At 47.3% G+C, this 24,715-nt stretch carries 19 protein-coding genes and 2 tRNA genes; 7 read left to right on the top strand and 14 right to left on the bottom strand.

The features are described from left to right. Positions 1-6 precede the first annotated feature (6 nt). From QGP82_RS03600 to gshA, 4 genes are all read right to left on the bottom strand, one after another. Positions 7-78: transfer RNA gene (locus QGP82_RS03600), tRNA-Met, on the bottom strand. Between the two features lie 206 nt (positions 79-284). Beyond that, the gene (locus tag QGP82_RS03595) at positions 285-2,222 is read right to left on the bottom strand and encodes a peptidoglycan DD-metalloendopeptidase family protein (protein WP_499057103.1); all 1,938 of its coding nucleotides are present in this window, start codon (positions 2,220-2,222) and stop codon (positions 285-287) included. A gap of 770 nt (positions 2,223-2,992) precedes the next feature. Continuing rightward, positions 2,993-3,466, bottom strand: a complete 474-nt coding sequence (locus tag QGP82_RS03590; RefSeq protein WP_163661743.1) for a tRNA (cytidine(34)-2'-O)-methyltransferase — start codon at positions 3,464-3,466, stop codon at positions 2,993-2,995. A gap of 254 nt (positions 3,467-3,720) precedes the next feature. Then, positions 3,721-4,869: a glutamate--cysteine ligase gene (gshA, locus tag QGP82_RS03585; protein WP_163661216.1), complete on the bottom strand. Its 1,149-nt coding sequence runs from the start codon at positions 4,867-4,869 to the stop codon at positions 3,721-3,723. A 625-nt stretch (positions 4,870-5,494) separates the two neighbouring features. Between gshA and QGP82_RS03580 the strand changes: the two genes are divergently transcribed. Further along, positions 5,495-6,067 (top strand): SRPBCC family protein, encoded by a 573-nt coding sequence (locus tag QGP82_RS03580; protein WP_163703001.1) that lies wholly within the window; start codon positions 5,495-5,497, stop codon positions 6,065-6,067. Between the two features lie 69 nt (positions 6,068-6,136). On the opposite strand, the gene QGP82_RS03575 is transcribed toward QGP82_RS03580, so the two are convergent. The 3 genes from QGP82_RS03575 to QGP82_RS03565 form a co-directional block, all read right to left on the bottom strand. Continuing rightward, positions 6,137-6,781 (bottom strand): YdcF family protein, encoded by a 645-nt coding sequence (locus tag QGP82_RS03575; protein WP_499057100.1) that lies wholly within the window; start codon positions 6,779-6,781, stop codon positions 6,137-6,139. Positions 6,782-7,035: 254 nt separating this feature from the next. Then, positions 7,036-7,108 (bottom strand) — tRNA-Glu (locus QGP82_RS03570). Positions 7,109-7,236: 128 nt separating this feature from the next. Next, complete coding sequence (locus QGP82_RS03565) at positions 7,237-7,518, bottom strand: Npun_R1517 family heterocyst differentiation transcriptional regulator (protein ID WP_006517234.1); 282 nt, start codon at positions 7,516-7,518, stop codon at positions 7,237-7,239. 628 nt (positions 7,519-8,146) lie between these two features. Here QGP82_RS03565 and QGP82_RS03560 point away from each other — a divergent pair. Both QGP82_RS03560 and QGP82_RS03555 read left to right on the top strand, forming a co-directional pair. After that, on the top strand, positions 8,147-8,743 hold the full coding sequence (locus QGP82_RS03560; protein ID WP_431732010.1) for a CPBP family intramembrane glutamic endopeptidase: 597 nt from the start codon (positions 8,147-8,149) through the stop codon (positions 8,741-8,743). Positions 8,744-8,759: 16 nt separating this feature from the next. Next, the gene (locus QGP82_RS03555; RefSeq protein WP_163661209.1) at positions 8,760-9,155 is read left to right on the top strand and encodes a hypothetical protein; all 396 of its coding nucleotides are present in this window, start codon (positions 8,760-8,762) and stop codon (positions 9,153-9,155) included. On the opposite strand, the gene ftsE is transcribed toward QGP82_RS03555, so the two are convergent. From ftsE to smc, 4 genes are all read right to left on the bottom strand, one after another. Further along, positions 9,152-9,970: a cell division ATP-binding protein FtsE gene (ftsE, locus tag QGP82_RS03550; RefSeq protein WP_163661207.1), complete on the bottom strand. Its 819-nt coding sequence runs from the start codon at positions 9,968-9,970 to the stop codon at positions 9,152-9,154. The genes QGP82_RS03555 and ftsE overlap by 4 nt on opposite strands. Positions 9,971-10,163: 193 nt before the next feature. Then, entirely contained in the window at positions 10,164-10,922 is a 759-nt protein-coding gene (locus tag QGP82_RS03545) for a WecB/TagA/CpsF family glycosyltransferase (protein ID WP_163661205.1), read from the bottom strand. A 94-nt stretch (positions 10,923-11,016) separates the two neighbouring features. Further along, the gene (locus QGP82_RS03540; RefSeq protein WP_163661203.1) at positions 11,017-11,829 is read right to left on the bottom strand and encodes a PRC-barrel domain-containing protein; all 813 of its coding nucleotides are present in this window, start codon (positions 11,827-11,829) and stop codon (positions 11,017-11,019) included. A 172-nt stretch (positions 11,830-12,001) separates the two neighbouring features. Beyond that, the gene (gene smc, locus QGP82_RS03535) at positions 12,002-15,844 is read right to left on the bottom strand and encodes a chromosome segregation protein SMC (RefSeq protein WP_499057097.1); all 3,843 of its coding nucleotides are present in this window, start codon (positions 15,842-15,844) and stop codon (positions 12,002-12,004) included. Positions 15,845-16,279: 435 nt separating this feature from the next. Here smc and QGP82_RS03530 point away from each other — a divergent pair, with 435 nt between their 5' ends. Then, complete coding sequence (locus QGP82_RS03530) at positions 16,280-16,726, top strand: RuvC family protein (RefSeq protein WP_163661199.1); 447 nt, start codon at positions 16,280-16,282, stop codon at positions 16,724-16,726. A gap of 75 nt (positions 16,727-16,801) precedes the next feature. On the opposite strand, the gene QGP82_RS03525 is transcribed toward QGP82_RS03530, so the two are convergent. Next, on the bottom strand, positions 16,802-17,587 hold the full coding sequence (locus QGP82_RS03525) for an MlaE family lipid ABC transporter permease subunit (RefSeq protein WP_163661197.1): 786 nt from the start codon (positions 17,585-17,587) through the stop codon (positions 16,802-16,804). 221 nt (positions 17,588-17,808) lie between these two features. Here QGP82_RS03525 and QGP82_RS03520 point away from each other — a divergent pair, with 221 nt between their 5' ends. The 3 genes from QGP82_RS03520 (at position 17,809) to QGP82_RS03510 (ending at position 21,469) form a co-directional block, all read left to right on the top strand. Then, the gene (locus tag QGP82_RS03520) at positions 17,809-18,087 is read left to right on the top strand and encodes a hypothetical protein (RefSeq protein ID WP_499057094.1); all 279 of its coding nucleotides are present in this window, start codon (positions 17,809-17,811) and stop codon (positions 18,085-18,087) included. 173 nt (positions 18,088-18,260) lie between these two features. Next, positions 18,261-19,847 (top strand): M16 family metallopeptidase, encoded by a 1,587-nt coding sequence (locus QGP82_RS03515; protein ID WP_499057093.1) that lies wholly within the window; start codon positions 18,261-18,263, stop codon positions 19,845-19,847. Positions 19,848-19,987: 140 nt separating this feature from the next. Further along, entirely contained in the window at positions 19,988-21,469 is a 1,482-nt protein-coding gene (locus QGP82_RS03510) for a M16 family metallopeptidase (protein ID WP_163661191.1), read from the top strand. 55 nt (positions 21,470-21,524) lie between these two features. Here the strand turns inward: QGP82_RS03510 and QGP82_RS03505 are convergent, their stop codons facing one another. Beyond that, a complete protein-coding gene (locus tag QGP82_RS03505) occupies positions 21,525-22,859 on the bottom strand; it encodes a TrkH family potassium uptake protein (RefSeq protein WP_163661189.1) in 1,335 nt (444 codons plus the stop codon). A gap of 251 nt (positions 22,860-23,110) precedes the next feature. Beyond that, the gene (locus QGP82_RS03500) at positions 23,111-24,352 is read right to left on the bottom strand and encodes a DUF3747 domain-containing protein (protein WP_163661187.1); all 1,242 of its coding nucleotides are present in this window, start codon (positions 24,350-24,352) and stop codon (positions 23,111-23,113) included. Positions 24,353-24,715 lie beyond the last annotated feature (363 nt).

Here is a 24,715-nt window from a genome sequence, read left to right as displayed (position 1 = left end):
TAAAAATGGCTCAGACGTGATTTGAACACGTGACCAAGGGCTTATGAGTCCCCTGCTCTACCACTGAGCTACTGAGCCAGTTCAAGTTGCTTTACACACAGCAACTAATTAAATCTATCACGAAATGTCAAGAAACTACGTAGAGAATTGCAGCACTTACTAGTCTTTTTCCAAGCAGGATAGGCAAGGTTTGTCAGCTCTACGTGTCGTTGTAAAAAGATAAGCCTTGTCTTACTGATGGTAAGACAAGGCTTGCTCAAAATCTTAACGCTAGCTAATTCGTCTTAACGGTTGGGCAGCATTGCCATCGGATTCACAGTGCCACGGTCTGGTAGATGAACCTCGAAATGCAAGTGAGGACCAGTGCTATAACCCGTACTTCCCATGTCGGCAATGTGCTGACCCTGAGCCACCCGCTGGCCTTGTCTAACCGTAATGCGGCTGTTGTGGGCATAACGAGTCAAGCTGCCGTCGGCATGACGAACGTCAACTAAGTTGCCATAACCGCCAGAATTCCAACCCGCTCTTTCAACAACACCATCAGCAGCAGAAACAATTGGAGTGCCAACAGGACCGGCAATATCAATGCCACGATGCATACGGCCCCAGCGCCAACCATAGCCGGATGTCAGGATGCCACGAGCTGGCCAAATGTAGCCGTTGAAGTAATCAGGTGTTTCTGGGAGATACTCATCTGCCGACGGCAGTATAGGCATTTCAGGGGAAACAACTTGACCTGTGGCAGGGCTAGAAGGAGAGACGTAAACGCTTGGATCAAGAGGGGCAGCTGCTAATAATTCAGAATTTTGAGTGGAACTGATATCAGAAGTTGCTCTAGCTTCCAAACGATTCCCAGGAAACTGTGGGTTGACTACAACATCATCAGCTGCCGGCAACGATTGCCTTAAAGCAATTTCATTATCGGACTCTAACGGTGTGCTCAGCTCTGGGACCAACTCTTGCGCTGAATTCACGTCAGCCAGGAGGTCAGCGGTATATGGATCTTCAACAGTGACGGATTCAATTGTGTCTTCAATCTCTTCACTAACAAGGTGGGGCTGGGATATAACAGAACCACCTTGACCACCACGTAAGCGCTGTAGGGTTGAAGACCCGTTAATACGATTCTCAACCGTTGACTGTAGGCGACCTAGATGGGTTCCATCAAAATCGCTTAGGGAAGAGGATGCCGTTAATTCAGGAGAAGACTGTGTAATGGAAGAAGCTGCTTCAGAGATGATTAACTCATTGGCAACCTCTTCAGGAATATCTAGAGTATCTCCTGCCACAATGAAGTCAGGATCTTCTAAGCTATTTGTTGCAACTAAACTCTCAGACGTTGTGCCCAATGAGAGCGCAATATCCTCAACGGTGTCACCAGGACGAACTTCATAACTGTTGAATGCCGTATCGGTGGCTTCTTCAAAATTTAAAAGTTTTGCTGCATCGCCTGGGGATGACTGTAATTCAGTTTCCGAGCTGTCAATCATTGTAGATTGATCGCTAGATACCTGACTATTAGATGCCAACTGCTTGAGATCAGCTTGAAACCCATCAGAATGGGACACTATGCCAGCTGAGCGTAGAGAGACATCACCAGTTAACTCTTCGGAGGCAACAACAGCTGGCTCATCAACCTCGTTTACCAGCTCAGACTGTGTGGAACTTCTATCAACACTTGAAATACCTGCTACCAAACGCTCTAGATTAGGTGCTTGAGCTTGGTCACCCGAATTTTTCTGGGCCCCTGGTAGTAGAGAAACTAGGGTCGGCTGAACTGATTCCTCATTGGGAACCTTAATCACTTGACCCACCTGAAGTGTTGTGTCAGGGGATATGCGGTTTGCCAGCTTGATATCCTGAACTTCAACATGGTGCTCTTGGGCAATCTGCCAAAGGCTATCTCCTTGTTGAACCGTGTGATATACAGCATGACCATTCATTACAGGTTGCTCCGAATGGCCGTGGAGCATAGATGGCAACTGGGGTGATTCGCTTGAATTTGCTGACGTTGCGATCGCAAAAGATCCAACCGCTGCAGTTGCTTCACTATCAGCGAATAAAACTCCAGATGCACCAAATGAGAGTGCAAGTCCCAGCATAGCGGCAGACTTTGATCTGCCAGCGTTTCCAGACGGAGCTTGCTCAGAAACAGTATCCATGTCGGAGAAACATGAATGACTTACTTCAGACTTGGGCTCCTGAAAATTTGCTCGTTTCAAGGAATAACCTCCTAAATGACCGGCGTTCAACTGTTCGAAACCAACTTGTCCCTATGCAGTTGCCCGATAGTAGGCCGTTGACTACAAGTTGAATCAGGTAGATGAGGCACGTGCACAGAGCAAAAATGCCCATAGCAAGTGAGCACCTTTCGTACCCAACTTAGGCAAGTTTACACGACTTAATCAAAAGATCAATCCTGTACCAAACAAGTTCCATCGTATTCTCCAAAATCAACATGAAATTGAATTTGCGATGGATTTTTATCTCAATAAGGCGTTAGGACTGCTTTCCGGAATTCTGCGAATCCTTTTGTAGAAAAGCGTTTAAGCGATTCTAGTGATATCACCTTAGAAAGTATTGACGGCACAAAGTGTGCCTAAGAGCCTTGCCCGCGATTTGTTAGGTATAAATGCTCCCAATAGTCTTATTTTCTAGGATTCCCAGTTCTTTCGGGAACTTGATCTGGATTGGACCTTTGTGATGACTGTAGCGCTATAGAAAATTTTTATCGCAGGAATGGTTGATTTGTATCTGAAATGACTGTCTTGAAGCAGGGCAATACAGGAGAAGAAGTTGTTTTACACTCCACTCTGAGCCTTGCCGCACCTTGCTCATATGAGATTTCAGCTCTTAGACCTGGCAGTAAATTCCCTATGACTTGGCAGTTATTCTCCCTGAAATGAGCTCTATATATCTATGAACCCATAGATATATAGTCTGATTGGCTATGACAACTAGATGTGCAATCTCTCTCTCCCTATTTCTGTACCTAAGCAGTGGGAGACGATAAGTAATTAAGCTGTCGTAAGGCCTCGAAAAGCCCAATGGCGGCACTTACTGAAAGATTAAGACTACGGACGCTATCGTGCAGCATGGGGATTTTGGCAGTTTGCTCACAGGTCTCTAGCAGTGATCGAGGGAGTCCTTCACTCTCGCTACCAAATAATAGCCAATCGTCTTCTTGATACTTAATCTCTATGTAGCTATATGTGCTTTTGGTCGTAAAACCAATGAGACGGCCACCTATTTGCTGTTGATATTGCCCAAAACTATTTAAATCTGGATGCACTTGCAAATTAACGTGAGGCCAGTAATCTAAGCCCGCTCGCTTGAGATATCGATCACTGAGTTCAAATCCCAGGGGTTCTACTAAATGTAGTTCAGTGGCCGTTGCGGCACATGTGCGGGCAATATTACCTGTATTTGGTGGAATTTCTGGGTTAACAAGGACAATTTTGGGCATTGACATAACTCTATGTGGTGCAATTGATTATTTTTCCTGGGCTTTTTTATACCCAGATGCCTATTTTGCATCGCCTTTATATAGGAGTTACTAATCAATCGATCTCACTTCTTGGACGTAGGCATTTTTTTATGTCCTGACCTATGAAAAATCTAATGTTGCTAGCGCTCCATAGCATTGACTAATCGATTGGCTATTAAGCTATAACTCTAGGTTTTTATAGAACCAGGTAGATGATTATGGGGGATTGGGGCCTAAACTGGCTGACATAAATCGCTTTGTAACGCTTGCTCCTGACGTTCCATAATTTGAATGGTTTGGGCCATTACTTGAGCAACATCCAGACCAGTGTCTACTTGTTTGAGCCAATTCTGCGCCTGGTTGCCTTCCCTTAGGATTTGTTTGATAGGTGTCAGAAAACAAGCAATACCTTGAGCTTTCGCAATGGGTAGGACTTCGTTATAAATCTGTGTGATCCAATCAGTGGTATTAATGGGCTGGCCATCGTACCAATGTTGTAACTCTGCATCTAGACTGGCTTTTGCCACAGCTTTTTCATTGGCTTCAGTAATTGAGAGCAAATCGTCATGACGATTGTGACTAGGCAGTTGGCTAGAGACGAGGGGATCCAAATTTGGATCTTGCTGTAGTTGGAGAATACGTGATTCTAGGAGAGCTGTGATTGCCAATAAGTGAATTGGGTCAGTTACCAGGTCTGAAATTCTAACTTCGAGGCGATTGAGTTTATAGGGGCGGCAGTCTCCATTGGGGCGTACAGAGTTCCAAAGGTGACGAACGTTTTTCATGGTGCCTAGTTTGAGCTGTTCTTCTGTCCATTTAATGAAGTGCGCATGGCTCTCAAAGAGAGGGACATGACTAGGCGTCTGGGGAAATACATGCCAGCGACTAGAGTGATAGCCGGTCACTTGGTTGTCGAGGAAAGGGGACGATGCACTCAAGGCAAGAATTAAAGGGGCTTCAACCCGAATGAGCCGACAAGCTCGCATTAATACTTCAGGATCGCTAATACCCAGATTGATATGGATACTGGCAGTAACTACATTGGTTCCGTAGGTTTGCTCAATGTAGGCATGGTAAGGATTTTTCGGATCAGAACGATAGAAAATCTGGCTATTGCCAGTAGCTAAGGTGCTCCCAGGAAGAATGGTATAGCTGGGGTCAAGAGTTTTGAGAAACTGCCTCAACCGTCGCCGGGGCGTAACGAGTTCACAGAGTAACTGATCATAGTGCTGCAATGGAGGGGTCGTGTATTCAACGTTACGACTATCTGGCTCGCGAACAAATCCGCTCAGGGATTTAACAATTTTGTCTGACAGACCGATGATTGTGCCATCGGTGTGGCCAGTATACATTTCGACTTCAAATCCTTTTGACAGCAGCACGATGTTACTCCGATGTAGGCAGATTGCAGTTGTCGCAATAATTGCACCTGTCCATCTTAAAGGCTGAAGAGTTGACTGGAGCGGATGCTTTGTAATGGGCTTTGTTGGTTAGAGCTGATTTGATGTGGGGAATGTGGCCCTAATCGATGTGTCCTATGTCCTATACATAGTGACAACAAAATTGAGCATCATATATACGGAGAGTACATGGGAAGGAAACGTCCATAGATATGCAGAGGGGAAGTCGAATAGATAGCTATTTATCTAGATGGCACTATCTATTATCTATATAAATAACCTGTAGGTTTTTCGGTGCGGATGTAATTGATGCTGTAGTTGAGAACATAGGGTTTTGCTTGGATAGCAGGTGGATACTTGCTCTTTGGCTGGGTATTCTACCAAGGACAGTCTTTGTTGTAGCCCAAGCATCTATATATATATGAGATCCATCTATATATATAGATGAGATATATGGGTTAATGCAGCGGTTGAATGTTTGAGCTTTCGGAGCCACTCTTCAAAGAAGGTTTTTCTTTTGTAGATGTAATTATCAAGGATAGATAGGTTAAGCTACTAGGAATACATACCTAGTTACACATCTGCTGTTTTACGGGTTTGGTTTACTGTGAATCGGGATATTTTAGCGTTTACTTCTGATGCAGCGATGGATGACGATTCTGTGATTCGTCTTAGTGATGATGCCTGTCAGCGAGTAAGTGTCAAAACTGAAAAGTTTGCCCCTCGACAGCGCAAAATTGTGGCATCCGTCGCGATTCCACGTTCACTTGAGCAGGTATGGAAAATTTTGACCGATTATGAAAAGCTTTCAGATTTTGTCCCTAATTTGACTAGTAGCCGCTTATTACCGCGATCTGATGGTGGTATCCGGTTAGAGCAAATTGGGGCTCAATGTTTTCTCAACTTCAAGTTTTGTGCGCGTGTCATTTTGGATATGACGGAGCATTTCCCCCGAGAAATAGGATTTTCGATGGTGGAAGGTGACTTTAAGAAGTTCATCGGTAAGTGGACCTTGCAACCTGCCCTTTTAGGGGAGCAGACTGCGACTATTTTGTCCTATGAACTAATGGTTCAGCCACCTTTGGCGATGCCTGTTCAGTTGATTGAGCATCATATTTGCCATAATCTAACGCAAAATCTGATGGCAATTTGCGATCGCACCACAGAGCAATTTGCCTAACAGCGTAGCTTTTAAGAGCGCCTAAACGCCCACTGCCTCAGGGGAGCTAGTGGGCCGCTTATTTTGTTTTTAGAGATCAAGCGTTGGTAACCGTTCCCTTTGTTCCTCTGTCATTAGACAATTCCAATCTGGGATTCTAGACTTTGCCTCTACTTGAGCCGCTTGGTATTGCTCTGCTGTTGGGGCATTTAACCAACCTGATTTGGCATAGTAAAGCTTGGCAAGAAATTCTCTCAAGATATGTCGACGCCACATCGAAGACTTAACCTTGACCGGATAAGGTACCACTTCAAAGCCAAAGCTACGATAAACCATCGTTGCCCGTGCAATGTGCAGATCGTCCGTCACGAGTAATATCTTTGGTTTATCCGCTGAGGTCTCGATGGGCGGCATCAGCATCTCAGTATAAAATGCATTTTCCCACGTACTGCGGGAGCAGGCTTCACCACTAATACTAGCGGTGGGTATTCCCATATCCTTCGCTAAATCTATGATTATTGGAGCATCCGTGACGCCGCTGACAAAAAATAACGGAGCCCGTTCTTCTTGCCATAGTTGCACAGCTGCAGTTGTTCTATATTCAGAATATTGTGGCCCTCGACCGAGTACAACAATGGCATCGGCTGACTCACCAGTGTCTGGGCGAGCAATTATAGTTTGTAGGGTTTTATTGATCCACCAAGGAGATAATCCAAGGGTCGCTAAAACGGCCACTATCCACAATATGAATTTGTTGTTGGCTGGGGAATGAAAAACGTTCTGACAAGTTTGACAATGGTAAGTATGGCGACGTTTAAACTTAGCTTTGTGCTTTTGAATTGAGGGACTTGTGCAATTGGGGCAATCCATGTGGGGAGGGGAGCTATGGTATGACCCTTATCCTAATAATTAATAATTTGTTGCATATGTAAACAAAACAAAGAAAAAGGATGCGCCAATAAAGTTTTTGGCACATCCTTTTTCTTTTATACCCCCAGGGGAATTCGAATCCCCGTCGCCTCCGTGAAAGGGAGGTGTCCTAGGCCTCTAGACGATGGGGGCGTGTTGCCCTTGCGTGACCGTGTTGGCCTTTATAAATATACAAATCTGAGGGAATAAATGTCAAACGTCTATTGGGATTTTTTTTATGCTGCTCTATTTCGCCTGTAATGTCTTTCTTTAAGAGGGGGTTACGCTAATTTACGGGAATTACGTAAACGGATAAGCTGGCGTCGCATTTCTGGAGAGGCCTCTAAGGCTTTTATTTGATGAATATCTATTTGAGATTCCAAAGATTCCAAATAGTCATCATCACCATAGGTGTAGGCATCCACTAAAGCTTCTATCAGTGCACTACTATCACGTTCGTCGATAGCAAGCTGATCTTCAATAATGCGAAACTTTAGCCGGACCTCACACTCGTATATATTGACGCTGTTGTTTTGGGCAGGTAGGTCAAAGGACATTCCCATCAGTTCAGTTGAGGTGTGTGGTTAAAATACAAAATCTAGACAAGGTTCATATGATGTCTTGTTATCAAGTTTGTCTGATGTGCTAATAGCCAATGTTGTCTTCAATGGTAGATATTTAAATGAATCCCAGTTTTCTACATTTACTAACGGCTTTCAGTTGTTGGTGTTTGGAGTTTATTAAAAAAATAAAAAATAGTTAAGCGCATTGATTTTGACCGACTTATAAAAATCAATCTTGTCTAGGGATATAGATTACTTATAGGGCTGAAAAGCTTTTTTTGAAAGCCCTCTGACGGTTGTCTTGAGTTTTTATATTGAGTTCTATTGATTTCTAATCTATGTGTTTTAAATGGATTTTGATGATTGTTTGATTGTTTTTTTGTTTGTGATTTTTAAGGGATATATCAATATGTCTGATTTCAATCAAACATTGTTCAATTTACCTGAAAAACGATGGTTGCCTTTTCCCTGAGCGTCAGCTCCCATCTGCCTCTAACAGATCGTGGGAACCTATATACGCTTGGTAATAATGTGATTCAGGATGTATAGATTTGCCGATATGCTAGCGACCTCGGACAGCGTAAGATAGTATCGTTTGTCAGTGCGGCATAATTTTGCCGATGCGCTTTTGAATCAGCCTGCCCCACCTAATTCAAGTATGGAGCCTTTGACACGTACTCAAGTGCTAGTTGCGATCGCGGCAACAGCCCTTGTACTGTTTGTCATTGCTCGCTTTTGGCTCTTGTTTGATTCAGTAGAACAGTTACCCAGTCAGTTGGGTATTTATCCGATTGGGCTAGGGGTGCTTTTGGGGATGGGTATCACCCTGGTTAGCGCCATACTCTATTGGGCGTGGCCGAGGTATCGACATAGTGCCGAAGTTTACTTGGAGTACATTCTAAAACCTCTGGCTTTGCCAGATGTACTCTGGTTAGGCTTACTGCCTGGTATTAGTGAAGAACTGCTGTTTCGGGGAGTGATGTTACCGGCCTTTGGCGCAAATTTAGCAGCCTTAGCACTGTCGAGTCTTTGTTTTGGGTTACTACATATGAGCGATTTGCGGCAGTGGCCGTATATGTTGTGGGCCACTTGCGTCGGTGGAATATTAGGCTACAGTGCTATAGCGAGCCAAAACCTATTAGTGCCAGTAATTGCCCATGTATTCACTAACATGGTGTCTAGTTTAGTTTGGAAGCTCAAAGCTTCTGATTTAGCTACCCATTAAAAAGTTTTGGATTTTGGTGTCTACCTCAAACCCGCAGCCATTGAAGTCGGTTGGTTTACCTGATATTGACCAAATACTGGGATTGGCCGTGTTCGATGCTACTGGACTACCTCGCGATTATTTCATTACGCCGCAGCACGAAGATACTGAATGGATTCAGCTAGTCTTTCAATCTTTGGGGCTACAGCAGTTGATAGCATCAACTATGGGGTTGTCGATGTTTAGTCATGCCATGATTCGTACTAAGGTTGGCAATATCGTTCTGATTTGTTGCGATCGCAGTTATATTGCCGTCTTAATTAAGCGTGCTTTACCTCAAGAACGTCCACAGATCGAAGAAGCCTGGGTGGATTGGATTCAAGACTTTGAGGCTAATGTTGTGCGCACACACCCTAACTTCAGAGCGGTTTAATGTCTCACATAGGTTAAACGCCCGTCTTTAATTTGGACCACCGGATGGTTTGATGAGCGTACTAGCTGTTCATCATGGGTGGTAACAATCACCGTAATGCCAATAGAGTTGAGCTTTTCTAAAATTTTAATCACTTGGCGGGAATTATCTCCATCCAAGTTGCCAGTGGGTTCGTCGGCCAGTAGCAAAGGGGGGGTGCTGACCACTGCACGGGCAATGCTAACCCGTTGTTGCTCTCCTCCAGAGAGCTGATCTGGAAAGCAGCTAGCTTTATGTTGCAGGCCAACCATTCGTAGAGTGGGTCGTAAACGGCGATTGATTTCCCTACGGCTATAGCCCTGTGCCCAAAGTACAAAGGATACATTCTCTGCAACGGTGCGGCGAGGAATGAGCTTATAGTCCTGAAAGACAATACCGATGCGCCGACGTAACATGGCCAGCCGGTTTCCTCGCAGTTTAGCCAGGTCTTTGTCATCCACCAGAATCTTGCCTGATGTGGCCCGCTCTTGGCCATAGAGCAATTTGAGTAAGGTGGATTTGCCAGCCCCCGAAGGCCCAGTCACAAATAGAAAATCGCCCCGTTTGATCTGGAGGTTAATATTCCGTAGCGCTTGACTGCCGTTATCGTAGACTTTGTTAACGCCAGTCAAGGTGACCAGGGGGGGATGGGCACTGTCAGTTTTAGTCTGCTGTGGTTGCTGAGTTCCTTGCAATGTTGCCGATGTCGCCTGAAAGGCTGCATTACGCCTAGATTGTGCATCCGGACGACGACGGCGAGGGTATTGTGTCTTGGGCGGAGTCACGGCGGATGTCATAGGGGCTTTGCGTTGAGTGGGGACAGATCTTACTTGCAATGCATGGGCAGTACTTTTGTCTCTGTACAAGGATATAGGTAATGGGACAAATGTCCAGTCCCTTGACAACTTTTATTGGATTGTTTCGGTGAATTGTTAAGGGGCATTCTATAGAGCGCCCCTTAACAATTAATTTTGGCAATGATCTTGGGCCTCACACTCGTCGACCTAAGTCATAGCCTATAGAACGGAATACAAACTTAGGTAAGGCCAGCATTCTCCGCCAACGCCAGGGTTCTTGATAGAGTCGGTAAAGCCACTCAAGATTGTTGTTGCACATCCAACGAGGAGCTCGTCGCTTCTTCCCTGCCCAGATGTCAAAGCTGCCACCAACACCGACCCAAATTGCGTTGGGGCAGAGCTGACGGTGGTTTGCAATCCATAGTTCTTGGCGGGGGACCCCCAAGCCTACAAAGATCACACTGGGCTGTAATTCCTGAAGTTGATGCTGAAATCCTAACTGCTCTGTTTCCGATAGATAGCCATGCTGCGCGATCGCAATATTCAAGTCAGGGAACAGTCGTTGCCAATGTTCAGCCGCTGTTGTTGCCATACCAGGCGAACCGCCATAAAAGACGACAGTTTCTGTGGCGTGGAGTTTTTTCAATACGTCCACAGCAAATTCGATGCCGGGGTAACGTTTTAGAGGATGGCGTTGAACCCACTGAAAATACAGCTTAACGCCTGCTCCATCAGGAATTACCAGCGTGGCATTTTGAATGATTTGCTGTAAATCAGCATTGGCCTCTGCCTGAATACACATTTCTGCATTCAGGGTAACGACATGGCCACCACCACCTGAACGCAGGTGCTCCATGAGCCAGCCTACATAATCGGTACTTTGATGTACCGGTAAGCCCATAACAGATAGCTGTTTGAGTGGGCCAATAACAGGCGCGGGAGTGGATACCATGGACTCAAAACGAGGAAACGATTCGATGGAATAATGCCACGCATACCGTATATCGGTTTGCCCAAAAATGGCAAGAGTTATCCTGCTATCTCCCCTAGAAATCTTCTTCTTCGTATTCGATGACTTTTTTCTTTTGAGGAATGTTTAAAGGTTGGGCTTGATATGGCTCCTCTTCCGGGATGGCCTGTTCCATGGGAGGACGGGAGGGTTGTTCAAGCTCCAGCCGTTGAGGTGGTGCCGCTTCACGACGAGGGGCGGGAGCTTCTTGTTTGAGCCCTGAGGGCAATTGATTGCTGGCAGATGTGGGCATGATATAGCCATCATCCTCTCGTTCCCAGGGGGCTGAGCCTAAGCCAAGACGTTCTAGGAGCCCGACGCTGATCTGTTTCAGTTTTTCCTCTGAACCTTCAAAAACAATAATGCGGTCTGGCCCAGTGCTCACAATCTCTTCAACAGGTAGCTCGTAAGAACTAATCACCTGGTCTGGAATCTGGGGTAATCCCATGGACGCAATCACAAGGGATAGCAGTTTGCCACTGACCACATCAAATTTGAAGCCACGGACACGGCCCAGACCTTCACCTGACTCAGTGATGACTTCGCTTTTGACCAGATTGGTATAGTTGGCCACACTAATGTCATCCTCGATGACTGAATCATCATCAACTAAGATGACATCGCCAATTTGACGAATGCTGCTCAGCAACATGATCTGTTCTGGCCCAGACACCACTTTAGATAGGATGTTATCCCGTAGTCCCAAAGCAACCACTTCGCCACCTTCACCTCGACCTCGGTCTATATCTACCCACAGTTGACTCACTACCCCCAGACGACGGCCTGTAGAACGGGTAATCACTTGGGTGCCAATCATGTCGGAACGCAGCCGACTTTGCTCAAAACTCATCGTTTGGGGTCTACTGTGTGGTGTCTATAGGGTCTGCTTAACCAGCGTGCATGTTTCTTAATTGACAGAAGCGTGCTTCATCACATTACACCCTATACATCGATTTTTTGACAGTGTGTGAAACCGTATTGGATTTGTAGAGGCGTCCCATGGAACGCCTCTACAAATCTATTTACCCTCCGGCGGAGGCTCGCTGCAGGTTAATCCCCAGTACCTGCGTGTAGGCTCCTCTAGCTTGAGTTACGCCGATGGTGCGCTCGGCAGACTCGATCATGGGGCGTCGAAGACTAACGACCATAAATTGTGCCTGTTGTGCCTGGTGACGAATCATTTTGGAAAGGCGTTCGACGTTGGCACCGTCTAGGAACATGTCCACCTCGTCAAAGGCATAGAAGGGGGAGGGACGATAGCGTTGTAGGGCGAAGATAAAACTGAGGGCAGTGAGGGATTTTTCCCCACCCGACATGGATGCGAGCCGACGAACGGGCTTGCCCTTGGGGTGGGCAACTAGATTTAATCCACCATTAAAGGGATCTTGGGGATCGTCGAGCTGCAGATAGCCATCTCCATCGGAGAGTTGCGCGAAAATGGATTGGAAGTTTTTGTTGACCGCTTCAAATGCTTCTTGGAATGCGTGACGACGCAGAGTGGTGAAGTTTTCAATACGCAGTAATAACTCTGTACGCTCTTCTTCCAGGGTGGTGAGCTTATTGGTTAGTTCTTCCAAACGTTCTTGAGTGCGTTCATATTCCTCAAGGGCTAGCATATTGACTGGCTCCATAGCCTCAAGGCGACGCTGCAGGGACTTGAGCTGTTTTTGCAACGTTTCTAACGTCAGGTCTTCAGGAACCTCAGGCAGCGGGCTTGGGAGTTCAGCCTGTTTGGTTTCGATGGCTATCTGTAGCTCGTTGAGCTGCTGCTGTCGCTCTTGCTGAGTTTCGCTGAGTTTTTGTTGCTGCCACTCTAGCTGCTGTAGCTGGTTGCGTTGTTCCCGTAGTTGATGTTCTTTGCGATCGCGTTCCGCCTTCTCACCTGCCAAAGTCTTATCTAGCTCGGCCAGGGCTGCTTGGGTAGCAATAATCTCCTGCTTCAGCTCTGCTTGCTGCTTATTAATCTCTGTCTGTTGATTAATTTGACCCTGTTGCTGTTGGCGACCTTGTGCAAGGCTTTGCTGGTTGGTTTGAATTTTCTCCTGTAAGCGTTGGCGTTGAGCCTCTAGTTCGTTCTGTCGCTGCTGGGCGATTTGTAATAGCTGTTGACGCTCTGTCAGTTCGGCTTCTAAGGCTCGCACTTTACCCTGGGCCTGTTGCCATTCGCTATGGGTTTGGGATTCCTCTAAAGCCGTTAGTTCTTGGCGCTTTTGTATCAGTTGTCCTTCCTGTTCAGGAAGAGCGGTTTCCAACTGCCGCAAACGCTGCTGGGCAGCGGCATATTCAGATTGATATTGCTGTCGCTGCTGCTGTGCTTTTTCTAGACGTTGCTGTAGTTGCTGTTGCTGTTGCTGGGTTTGGGTGTTTTGTAATTGCTGTTCGCGGTAGCTTTGGCGGGTTTCGATCAATGTCTGAGATTGGGCTTTGACCGTGGCATCGGCCTGGGCCAGGGCGCGATCGCAACTCACTAAAATCCGCTCAATTTCGTGCAGCCGTTCTCGTAAGGCTTTCGCTTCTTCAGACTCTCCAGCTTCAACCGTGCCAAAATGTAGTCGACCCTGACGCCGCAGGCTACCGCCGGTCATCGCGCCGCTGCTTTCTAACACTTCACCATCCAGGGTGACCATGCGAAACTTTCCGAGATGGCGGCGCGCATCGTCGAGACGCTCAAAAACAGTGGTGTTGCCAAAGACAAAGGCAAACACTTCTCGGTACATGTCATCGCATTCAATCAGGTCGACAGCGTAGTCGATAAAGCCATCGGGGCGTTCCCATCGCCCTAACCTTTGACCCCGAGGTGCGCGGATAGAGTTCAGCGGTAAGAAGGTGGCTCGACCAGCGCGCTTGCGTTTAAGAATGTCGATGCCTCGGGCGGCAACGCCGTCATGTTCAACGACCAAATAACCCAATCTTGCTCCAGCGGCAATTTCTAGCGCGGTTTGATATTTAGGATCTACACGCCCCAATTGGGCCACTAGACCGCAAATACCGGTCAGACCGCTGTTAATCAAAACTTCCGTAGCCTGGGTCCCACGGGTTTCTTGGAGTGCCTGCTCCTGGGCTTCCAGCTTGTCTAACTCTCGCTGCTGTTCTCGTTGTTCCCGCAGTAATCGGTCACGGGTTTCGCGGTGGGTCTTAAGCTCCTGTTCAGCTGTTGCTACAGCCTGCGCTAGGGTCTGAATTTTCGTTTCTGTGTTGGAGAGCTCAGGGCCTGCGGTTTGAGGGGTAGCGCTGAGCTCAGCTTCCAGGTTCTGAATTGCAGTGGTTTGAGCCGTGATCTGGCTCTGCAGTTGATTTAGGCGTTCCTGTAGTCGTACCTGTTCAGCTCGCTGAGGTTCCAGTGCTTTGAGCAGTGCTTCTACTTCGCGACGTAGGTTTGTTTGAGATTCAACCCAGGCTTGGGAGGCAGTTGCGATCGCACTCGTAGCTTCTCGGCTTTCCTCCACCGCCTGAGCTGCCCGATCGCGCTCAGCTTGCAGCTGCACGATCTCATTAGTGGTGAGAACACTCAGCTGCTGACCCAGGGACTCTAACTCTTGACTGCGCTGTTGTAACTCAACCTGGGTGGCTTGAAGTTTAGCGGCTAGCTCCCGTGTCGATTGGCTGAGGCTCTGCTTCTGACGTTCAAGCTGCCGCAACTCCGCCTCTTGCGTAGCAAGTTTAGACTGCAGCGCTAAATGCTCATCTTCGCCCAGAGCTTTGACCTTGGTATTAAGTACATCTAGCTCAGCGGCAGTGGTTTCAATTAACTTGACCAGCGTGAGGCGCTGTTCAGCCAATTTAGTAGCCTTTTCCTTACCTTGGCTAATCTGGCGCTCTAAATTATCAGCTTGTTCCTGTTGTTGACGCCACCCTAAAACCGCTTGCCACTGGGTCTTTTCCTGGAGTGTCGCTTTGAGTTGTTTATACTTTTCAGCCTTTTTACGATCTTGATCAAGCCGTTCTAGTTGGTCGATTAATTCTCGCTCCACAATGCGAAAGCGTTCTTCACGTTCCCGCACCATATCAAGCTTGAGCTTTGCCTGGTCAATTTTCCGATCAAATGATGCCACCCCTGCCAGTTCATCGATAATTTCTCGACGCTCGCGCCCCTTCATCGAGATGATGCTGGTAACGTCCCCCTGTAGGACTACGTTGTAGCCTTCAGGATAGATGCGAAATCGTTGTAACTGTTCATGCAACTCAGTCAGGGTGCAGGGCTGGCCATCAATAAAATAATTTGATGTGTAAGTGCCTTGGGCTGTGACCCGCAGGCGACGAGTCACGCTCCATTCTCGCGGTAACGGAACCACATTATCAGGGGCACTAGCATTACTGGCCTGCCCATTGGCTTCGGCACCATTCTGATGAGCTGGAGTTGTGGTTGACACTACCGATAAGCTTGGATCTGTCGAGCCCCCATTATCGGTAGCGTTGATGTCTGGTTCTAAATTTGTTTCAGGACCTTCTGTATCGTTAGGCTCTTGAGCTTCCTGCTCTGGATTTGTGGCCTCTACCGAATTCGCTGCTGTATCTGAGTTGTCATGGATGCCACTTTCTTCCTCTTCCTTCTGCCGATCTTGAGGATTACTGTCGTCATCACTTAAAAGTTCTGGCGGGATATCGCTGATGTCAAATGTGACTGTGACGCTGGCTTCTGATGTGGAGCGTCGACTGGCATGATTTTGATTAACCAGATCTGGCAAGCGCTCAGCTCGCATACCCTTAGAACTGGCTAACCCTAAGCAGAATAGAAGTGCATCAAGGATGTTCGACTTTCCCGAACCATTGGGTCCAGAAATAACGGTAAAACCCGGTAACAGAGGGACCTGAGTCGTACCTCCAAAAGATTTAAAGTGGGAGAGTTCAACTCGCTTTACATGCACAAAGCAAACGCACTCGAACTAGTGCGTACAAGTGTACTTAGACCATAACATTTGCGTTCCATGTACAGCCAGTGCAATGGGGGGATCAACAACTGCTGTAAAGAACGATGGCTCTCCAAACAGCAAGACTTGGTGGGGCAATCCAAGAAGCTAAAATAATCTAGCCAGGAATGTGTAAAGCGGATTATTTATTTAGCCAGACTATAGTTTGCCAGATTTTGTTGAAATCGCAAGATAACCTTATCCAATTTCCAGCATTCGTGTCTACGATGCAGGCTACCTTAGGATAGTTCTAAAATGACTACGGGAAGACAAAGACCTCTATTTGCCTAGGGCGTATCCAAATGGGACCCTGATGGTTGAGCTGGTGGAAGTTGCAGTTCTACATATGTGTACTTTGAATTCCAGTGTTTCCTTTTTCCTCTGGTTTGCTCTGTGTCCTCCACTGTTTTTTCTAAACTATCTCAGCCGGTTATTTTAGGATTTGACCCAGGCCGCGCTAAGTGTGGTCTAGCCATTGTTGGGGTAGATCGCTCATTGTGCTACCACGAGGTGGTTCCGGCTGAGGATGTGATTGAGCATATTGAATCCCTACGTCAGACCTATCCTATCTCGCTGATTGTGATGGGGGACCAGACTGGGGCCAAAATCTGGAAACAGGAATTATCGCAGCGACTACGAGAAAGTCCCAATATCATTTTGGTGGATGAGCGTTATAGCAGTCTGGAAGCTCGCGATCGCTATTGGGAAATGTTTCCCCCTAAAGGTCTGAATCGGATATTGCCCCAGAGTATGCGCAGTATTCCTCGCCCCATTGATGATATCGTCGCGATTTTATTAATTGAGCGGTACCTCAACAAGCTGACTGAAGTCGAGCTGTGATTTGGGCAGATGTTTTATATTTCGCTATCCAAGCAATTTAATATCTCTAAAAGTTCAACGCCGAACTTTGAAACATCAGCCAGGAAATGCCGAACTTTGAAACATCAGCCAGGATAGGAAAAAGTTACTAATGAAAATAGCCAGTAGGGCGGTCACCACTGCTGTCGTGGTTGATTGCCCTACACCCTTGGCTCCCCCTGTTGTGGTTAAGCCCCAGCTCGAACCAATGATTGCTATGAGGCCGCCAAATACGAGGGCTTTGATGATTGCAGCGACTAAATCCCTGACCTCTAGAAACAGCCTTGCTGAGTCTAGAAAGACAGTTTGGGAAATATTGAACATTGTGCTTGTGATCAGCAAACCCCCCGTCATACCTGTAATGAATGACAGGATTGTTAGCAGAGGCAGCATCAACGCACAGGCAACAACTCGGGGCAATACCAGGTAGTCAACCGGGTCTGTCTTCAGGAGCTGCAATGCATCAATCTGCTCGGTCACTTGCATAGTGCCAATTTCAGCTGCGAATGCAGAACCAACCCGACCAGCAATGATCACGGCAGTTAACACTGGGGCTAGCTCCCTTGCCAGCGTCAACGCTAGCACTCCACCAACGGCTGTGCTAGCTCCAAAGTTAATAAATTCACGGGTGACTTGAATTGTGAACACCATACCGACGAAGCTGGCAGTCACCAAAGTGATCAGCAAAGACTCTGGTCCCACGGCAGCCATTTGCTCAATGGTGTTACGCCGATGTAAAGGGCGAGTTGCGAGGTGAACAATGACTTGACCACCCAGTAGAATGGCAGCCATCAAACGCTGACCCCATTTGGCAAGGCTCGACGTAGGAAATGCAGCAGACAAAGGGGATGACTCCTTAGATGCGGGGCAGCAATGAATATTTGAGCATGAGGCTTAATTATTTTAATGGGTTAAGCAGTGGGTTAAGGCAAGACTCTAAATGCTCCGTAGTTTTATGAAAATTTAAGATTCCTCAAGTTGACGCCCATATTCAATGATTGCTCGTATTGTTGGGGTGGTTGTTCCTTATGCCCATGCAGCCAAAAAATGGCAGGAGGTAGAGAATGGGCTTGCAGTTATTTAGTTCTTTAGTGCTGACATTGGTCATCTGCTTTTTGCTGCCTGCAGCTGGCATGGGAGTAGCGTTAGGTGCTTTGACCTTGGGCGTTTGGTCGCCGTTATCGACCATTAGTGCTGTAGGTAAAGATTATATGGTGGATTTTTTAATCACCTTTGGTGCAGGCAATATGGTTCAAGGTTTTGTAATTATTTGCTTAACCATCAGTATTGTGGGTGGCTTATTCGATATGTTTACGTTTTACAAATATCTCTATTTGAAATAGAGAGTTTGCCGGAGCGTGTGAATATATCAGCCAGCTTGACTATTTAACAGGACGATATTTACTCTCACGGCATTAGGGCGAATATTAGTGATTTCACTGAATCATCAATATATTGTTGGCACAACATAAAGAAAAGTATCTATGCTGGTAACGGTATTTTGCGCTGAGGTGCTATGGGCGTAATTCCGTTGGCTAAGCCAAAGGTGACGTTTCTATGGACAGCCGCTCTGGCTGTTTTGTTATGGGTGGGACTGGGTGAACCGGCTTGGGCTCAGGTCTCGGGGATATCTGGCCAAGAGCAACTCGCGGTTGAGGCCGAGCCAGAAAGCTCTATTCAGCCTTATCTTGATCGCGTGGCCAATGACGTTAGCGAGTTTACGCTTGATAACGGCATGAAGTTTATCGTGTTGGAGCGTCATCAGGCTCCAGTGGTGTCGATGATGCTCTATGCCAAGGTGGGGGCGGTTAATGAGGAAGATGGTCATACCGGTGTTGCCCATTATCTGGAGCACTTAGCGTTCAAAGGCACAACTCAAATTGGTACCAAGGACTACTCGGCAGAAGCACCGCTGCTACAGGAGATGGATGTGGTCTTTGATCAGCTGATGGCGGCTGAGAAATCAGGTGATGAAGAAAAAACGGCGACGTTGCGATCGCAGTTCGATACCCTTCAATCTCAGGCTGCAGAATACGTTGAACAAAATAAGTTTGGCCAAATTATCGAGCAGTCTGGTGGTCGTGGTCTGAATGCCACCACCTCTGCCGATGCCACCCGTTACTTCTATAGCCTGCCCTCAAATAAGTTAGAGCTGTGGATGTCTTTGGAATCAGAACGCTTCATTGATCCTGTATTCCGTGAATTTTACAAAGAAAAAGAAGTCATCCTGGAAGAGCGCCGCATGCGGGTGGACAACTCCCCCATCGGCCAAATCGTTGAAAAGTTCTTAGAAGTTGCGTTTGACCAGCATCCGTACCGTCGTCCGGTCATTGGCTATAAGGAAGACCTGCGCTTAGCCACTCGCGAAGATATCGCCAAGTTTTTTGATGCTTATTATGGACCGAGCAATTTGATTGCTGCTGTGGTGGGGGATGTTGACCCTGATAATGTCAAGGCTCTAGCCACCGCCTATTTTGGTCGCACTCAATCCCGTAGCCTCCCTCCCGAAGTCGGCATACAGGAACCACCTCAGACAGAGCCTAAATCCTTTGAACTGAAGCTACCCAGTCAACCCTGGTATTTAGAAGGCTTCCATCGTCCTGGTATTAATCATTCTGACCATGTGGTTTATGCCATGATTGAGAGCATTTTGGTAGGGGGGCGCACCTCACGCATGTATCAAGACATGGTGGTGCAATCCCAAGTAGCTCTGAATATTGGCAGCGCCAATGGATTCCCTGGTGATCGCTACGACAATATTCTCTTGCTCTATGGCCTGACGGCTCCTGGTCATACCGTTGATGATATGGCTGAGCGGATGGATGTTTTGCTTACTCAAATAAAGCAAGAACCCGTGACCCCTGAGGAATTAGACCGGGTGAAAACTCAAGCTAGAGCTTCTCTGTTGCGCAATCTGGATTCCAATGCCGGTATGGCGAGCCTGTTGACTGAATACGAAGCTAAAACCAATGACTGGCGTAATGTATTTGAAGAATTAAAAGCCATTGAAGCGGTTACAGCTGAAGATGTGCAGCGTGTAGCTCAAGCAACCTTTGTGCCGAGTAATCGCACCGTTGGTAAACTGCTATCGACGGAGCCATAGCAGCCGGAATATAGAAGCCAGAAGATAGGAACGAGAACAAATTCTTCTCTACCTATCTTTTCTTTTACTTTCTTCTAGTCTTTAGCTAAGCATCTTCACAACGGTTCTCTCTTGCCAACTGCCCATTCTCCTTAAACCCTATGTTCTGGTTTTCTAAGCGTCGTCTGACCACAAGCTTCTTTCTGGCCATGGCTACTCTTGGCTTGGTTCTCACCCTGGGGTGGAGCAAGCCCGCCAATGCTGTGACGGCGCACCACTACACTGATCTAGAATTTGAACCCCTCAGCGAAATTCAAATTCCTGAGTTTGAACGCTATGAACTGCCTAATGGCCTGGTTGTGTACCTCATGGAGAAACATGACCTCCCTTTAGTAAGCGGTTCAGCAACGTTTAGGGCTGGGGAATTTATGGAGCCTGAGGGCAAAACCGGCCTAGCCAGCATTATGGGAGAATCCATGCGGGTAGGGGGAACAGTTAACTATACTCCTGATCAACTCAATCAATTTTTAGAACAGCGGGCGGCATCGGTTGAGAGTAGTCTGAGTGCGACTACGGGGAGTGCTAGCTTTAGCGCTCTGAGTGAGGATCTAGCCGACGTATTTGCAATTTTTTCAGAGGTGATCCAGCAGCCAGCCTTTGCCCCAGAAAAAATTGACCTAATTAAAAGTCAGTACCGTGGCAGCATTGCTCGCCGTAATGATGACCCAGATGATGTCACTACCCGTGAGTTTCGCAAATTAATTTACGGTGATGAAAGTCCCTTTGCTCGCATGGTGGAGTACAGCGACATTGAGAATATTTCACGGGATGACGTTATTGACTTTTATCAAACAGCTATTCAGCCTAGCGGCACAATTTTAGGTATCAGCGGCGATTTTGATGCTACTCAGATGAAGGTGCTGATTGAAGAGTTCTTTGCTGACTGGTCACCCTCAGCTAGGGCAAAGGCTAATGTGCAAGTGCCTCAGGTAGAGCAGCAAACCAATGGTCTATATGTGGTAGATCAGCCCCAGCTCACCCAGAGTTATATTCACATTGGTCATTTGGGGGGTCGTTTAGATAGCCCTGACCATGCCCCGATGGTCATTCTCAACGAAGTGCTAAACGGCTTTGGTGGCCGCCTGTTTAACGATATTCGCTCGCGTCAGGGTCTGGCCTACGTGGTTTATGCCTTCTGGAGTCCTCGCTATGACTACCCTGGCTTATTTATTGGCGGTGGTCAAACTCGGTCTGAGACGACGGTACCTTTTATTGAAACCATGTATAGGGAAATTCAGCGGGTACGTCAGGAGCCGATTAAGGCTGAGGAATTGCAATATGCCAAAGATGCAGTGCTCAATAGCTTTGTGTTTAACTTTGCAACTCCGGAGCAAACGCTGTCGCGGCTGATTCGCTATGAGTACTACGGCTATCCATCCGATTTTGTCTTTGAGTTTCAAAAGGCAGTAGAGTCGACAACAATTGAGCAGGTGCTAGAAGCGGCTCAACGTAATTTGAAGCCCAGTGATTTGGTGACCATCGTGGTGGGCAATATTGATGCCATTGACCCTTCTTTAGGGACCTTAGCAGAGGAGGTCAAAATTACTCCGATCGATATTTCTATCCCAGAGTCATCGGTATAGAAGGACTCTTTATTGCCCATGCTTCATTGCTCATATAGAGAATGTCTGAGGAGTACTAGCCCACTAACAGATCTTCTTCGGGGTAGTGTATTGTGCTGGGTCTGGGATCCCCCAAAAGGGCAGACATGAGTAATAAAATGCCTACTCGGCCAATGTACATGGTGACAATGATGACCAACTGGCCGAGGGTGGATAGCTGAGCTGTAATGCCTGTGGATAGCCCTACGGTGGCAAAAGCGGACACTGTTTCAAATAGCAGGTCGATAAATTCGATGCCTGGGTCTGTTAGCGACAGCAGAATGGTCACCATGACCACCGTCATGCCTGATGCAACAACAACACCAACGGCTTTAAGCACCCGCTTATCAGGGATTTCCCGCTGATAGGCCAGGACTTCATCTTCACCTTTGAGGACGGTGCGGGTGCAGTTGAGCAAAATGCGTATTGTGGTGGTCTTGATGCCGCCACCAGTACTGCCGGGACTAGCGCCGATGAACATAAGTGCGATCGCAATAAACAACGAACTCGTCTCCATGGCCCCAATATCAATGGAGTTAAACCCAGCGGTTCGCATAATTACTGATTGGAAGCCCGCCTCCAGCAATTTCATATTCAAAGGCTCGCCACGCAGAGTAGCAGGATTGCTAAACTCCACAGCAAAAAAGGCCAGGGTGCCAAGAATTAAAAGGACTATGGAGGTGCTAGTGACCACCTTGAAGTGAAGTGAAAAAACCTGGTGCTGACGTTTGCGGCGGATGCGATCGCGTACCCAAATAAACATCTCCATAATCACCTGGTAACCAATACCGCCAATAATCACCAAGCCAGCAATCACCCCATTAATCCAAGGAGACCGAGCATATTGCACCAGACTGTCAGAAAATAGGCTAAACCCCGCATTATTAAAGGCGCTGATGCTATGAAAGATAGATAGCCACAGACTTTGTCCTGCACCATAATCATTGGCAAAGCGAGGCAGTAGTGAAAAGGCCCCGCTCAGCTCAAAAATCATGGTCATGGCGATAATTGATTTGATCAGGGATGCCGCAGATGATAATTCAGTCGTGTCCAACGATTGTTGAATGGCCAGCCGATCTTTGAGACCTAAACGTCGCCCCAATAACAGCAGTAGCAACGTGGTTGCCGTCATGTATCCCAGACCACCCAGCTGTATCAGCAGTAAAATGATGCCTTGGCCGAGAGGTGAAAAATAGGAGCCCGTATCCACCACAATCAGGCCTGTGACACACACCGCTGATGTCGCCGTGAACAGGGCCACGATAGGGTCATTCCATTCACCATTGGCTGTTGCAAAGGGCAGCATTAGTAACAGTGTGCCAACGGTGATCACCGTCAAAAAGCCGACACATACAGTCCTTGAAACGGTCATTGGTGGTTTACTCGCATAGTCCTAATTTAGGATGGTCCCTGCTGATTGTGGAGCAATCGGTGTATTGGCCCAATCTGCCAATACCTAAATTACATATCGGTCAATTTTATGATGCTGTCTTCTTTCAATGGAGATGATTTTGCAATATTCCCTTGGAAAATAAGCAAGAAGGAGGCAATTCTCCATGAGAACAACCCCCTTCCATAGGCCTGTATTGATCAAGTGACCGCAGTTATCGGTCAACGTTGAATTTAGTTAGTGCAATCTACCAGGCGCACAACAGCAGTGGCTGCATAGTTGCGAAGGGCATCAGTATTAGGTGCAAACGCTGTGCCACTCTCATTTACAGGGCTGGCAATGCCACAATAGGCTGAGAGGTTAGAAATCACACTATCAGCCCAGTGACCTTCAGTATCAGAGAACGCAAAGGCCTGTTGTGTGGGCGTTAAAGCAGTTCCCTGACCAAGGGTGCGCTTGCGATACTCAGCCGCTCTACGCAGTACAGCCATCATCTCGGCCCGAGTTACTTCATCGCTGGGCCTGAAGGTACCTTCGGGGTCGCCGCTGACAATGCCACTTTGGCTAGCAAATTGGATTTTTGCAGCACTCCAGCGATCTTGAGGAACGTCGGAGAAGGGAGAGCTAGTAACCTGACTGGGCAGGGCAATAGAGATATTGTCCTGGGCATCCAGTGCTTCAATCACCATGGAGACGAGCTGTTCACGGGTCAGGGCATTACGAGGACGGAAGGTGCCATCCTGGAAGCCGGCAATGAAGCCGATTTCTACTGCACGATTAATCTGTGATGCGTAGACATCGTTCGTGACATCGCGAAAAGCGACTTCTGTCGGTGTGTCAGGATCAGGCGTAGTAGGTGTCCCAGGGTCGGTCACTACGGGGCCACCCCCTTCTACTAGCGACGCTAGGCTGGCATCGTTAGTCAGATACAAGTGTCCTAGTTGACGCCCTTCAAGGGTGCGACGGGTGAGACGCCAGCCAGGATTGAGAAAGACTTTGGTAAACCCATTTTCTGCTTGGCCAAAGGTACGACCAAGGTTGATGGGATCTGCATTGCGATAAGGATTAGTGGGGAAACTGCTAGGTCTACCAACCAAAATATACTCGCCATCTGCTTCCCTGATCTCCAGGTTAAAACGGCTGCCAGCCTCGCCATCACTAGTGCGAATGGAGTAACCATTACTGTCGGTGCTACGTCCACAGATGCCACTGAAGTCAAAGTTAAGCAATAGTGGTTCGATTTGAGTGGGTTGTGAGCCAGACTCACTCCAACACTGACGCTCATCGGTTCTCTGTTCGATGATCATGAATTGGGGGCGACCCAGCAGACCACCGCCAGGAGCGGCCACGAGTACAAAGTCTTCTTGATCAACTTCAACATTGCCAAAAGACTGGGCATCTACGCGGGTAGTCGCTCCAAGAATAGTTAGGGTCGCTGCGGTGGCAGCAGCGATAGCTAAGCGTAGTGGATTCATTGTTGATTTCTTGAAAGTATGAAGCAGGACCTGATTTGAATGTTGCCCGATGGGCATAAAGACGTGACGTTACGGTAATTTTTCTTGATGGAAGCTTTAATTTAAAAACTTCAGATGTTAACCCGATATTTTTAACCCTAAGGACTAACCCAGCACTCAAAGCCTTGATTTTGGCTTTTTTAGGGTTACCCTTAGGCTTTCAGGAACGTAATAAAGACCGTTTCCTTCGTGTCGAAGCCGCACGGCGAACCATATGCTTCTACATGGGTAAGTGCCATTACGGAAACTAGACCACAAACTTGCCTTTGTTATGTTGAATTTGACACGATAGAACTGCTGTGTAAGGAGCTCCTCAAGAATGCA

The organism is Leptothoe sp. LEGE 181152, from assembly GCF_032906605.1.
Lineage (GTDB): Bacteria > Cyanobacteriota > Cyanobacteriia > Phormidesmidales > Phormidesmidaceae > Leptothoe > Leptothoe turfae.
The sequence above is the reverse complement of the archived record's forward strand: the minus strand, read 5'-3'. Positions and strand labels throughout refer to the sequence as shown.

Excerpts from the sequence above, each read along its gene's own strand:
- QGP82_RS03590 (WP_163661743.1), bottom strand. The coding sequence starts at position 3,466 with ATGCCCAAAATTGTCCTTGTTAACCCAGAAATTCCACCAAATACAGGT.
- QGP82_RS03565 (WP_006517234.1), bottom strand. The coding sequence starts at position 7,518 with ATGGGAATGTCCTTTGACCTACCTGCCCAAAACAACAGCGTCAATATA.
- ftsE (WP_163661207.1), bottom strand. The coding sequence starts at position 9,970 with ATGACATCCGCCGTGACTCCGCCCAAGACACAATACCCTCGCCGTCGT.
- QGP82_RS03545 (WP_163661205.1), bottom strand. The coding sequence starts at position 10,922 with ATGGTATCCACTCCCGCGCCTGTTATTGGCCCACTCAAACAGCTATCT.
- QGP82_RS03540 (WP_163661203.1), bottom strand. The coding sequence starts at position 11,829 with ATGAGTTTTGAGCAAAGTCGGCTGCGTTCCGACATGATTGGCACCCAA.
- QGP82_RS03520 (WP_499057094.1), top strand. The coding sequence starts at position 17,809 with ATGGGCTTGCAGTTATTTAGTTCTTTAGTGCTGACATTGGTCATCTGC.
- QGP82_RS03515 (WP_499057093.1), top strand. The coding sequence starts at position 18,261 with ATGGGCGTAATTCCGTTGGCTAAGCCAAAGGTGACGTTTCTATGGACA.
- QGP82_RS03510 (WP_163661191.1), top strand. The coding sequence starts at position 19,988 with ATGTTCTGGTTTTCTAAGCGTCGTCTGACCACAAGCTTCTTTCTGGCC.
- QGP82_RS03505 (WP_163661189.1), bottom strand. The coding sequence starts at position 22,859 with ATGACCGTTTCAAGGACTGTATGTGTCGGCTTTTTGACGGTGATCACC.
- QGP82_RS03500 (WP_163661187.1), bottom strand. The coding sequence starts at position 24,352 with ATGAATCCACTACGCTTAGCTATCGCTGCTGCCACCGCAGCGACCCTA.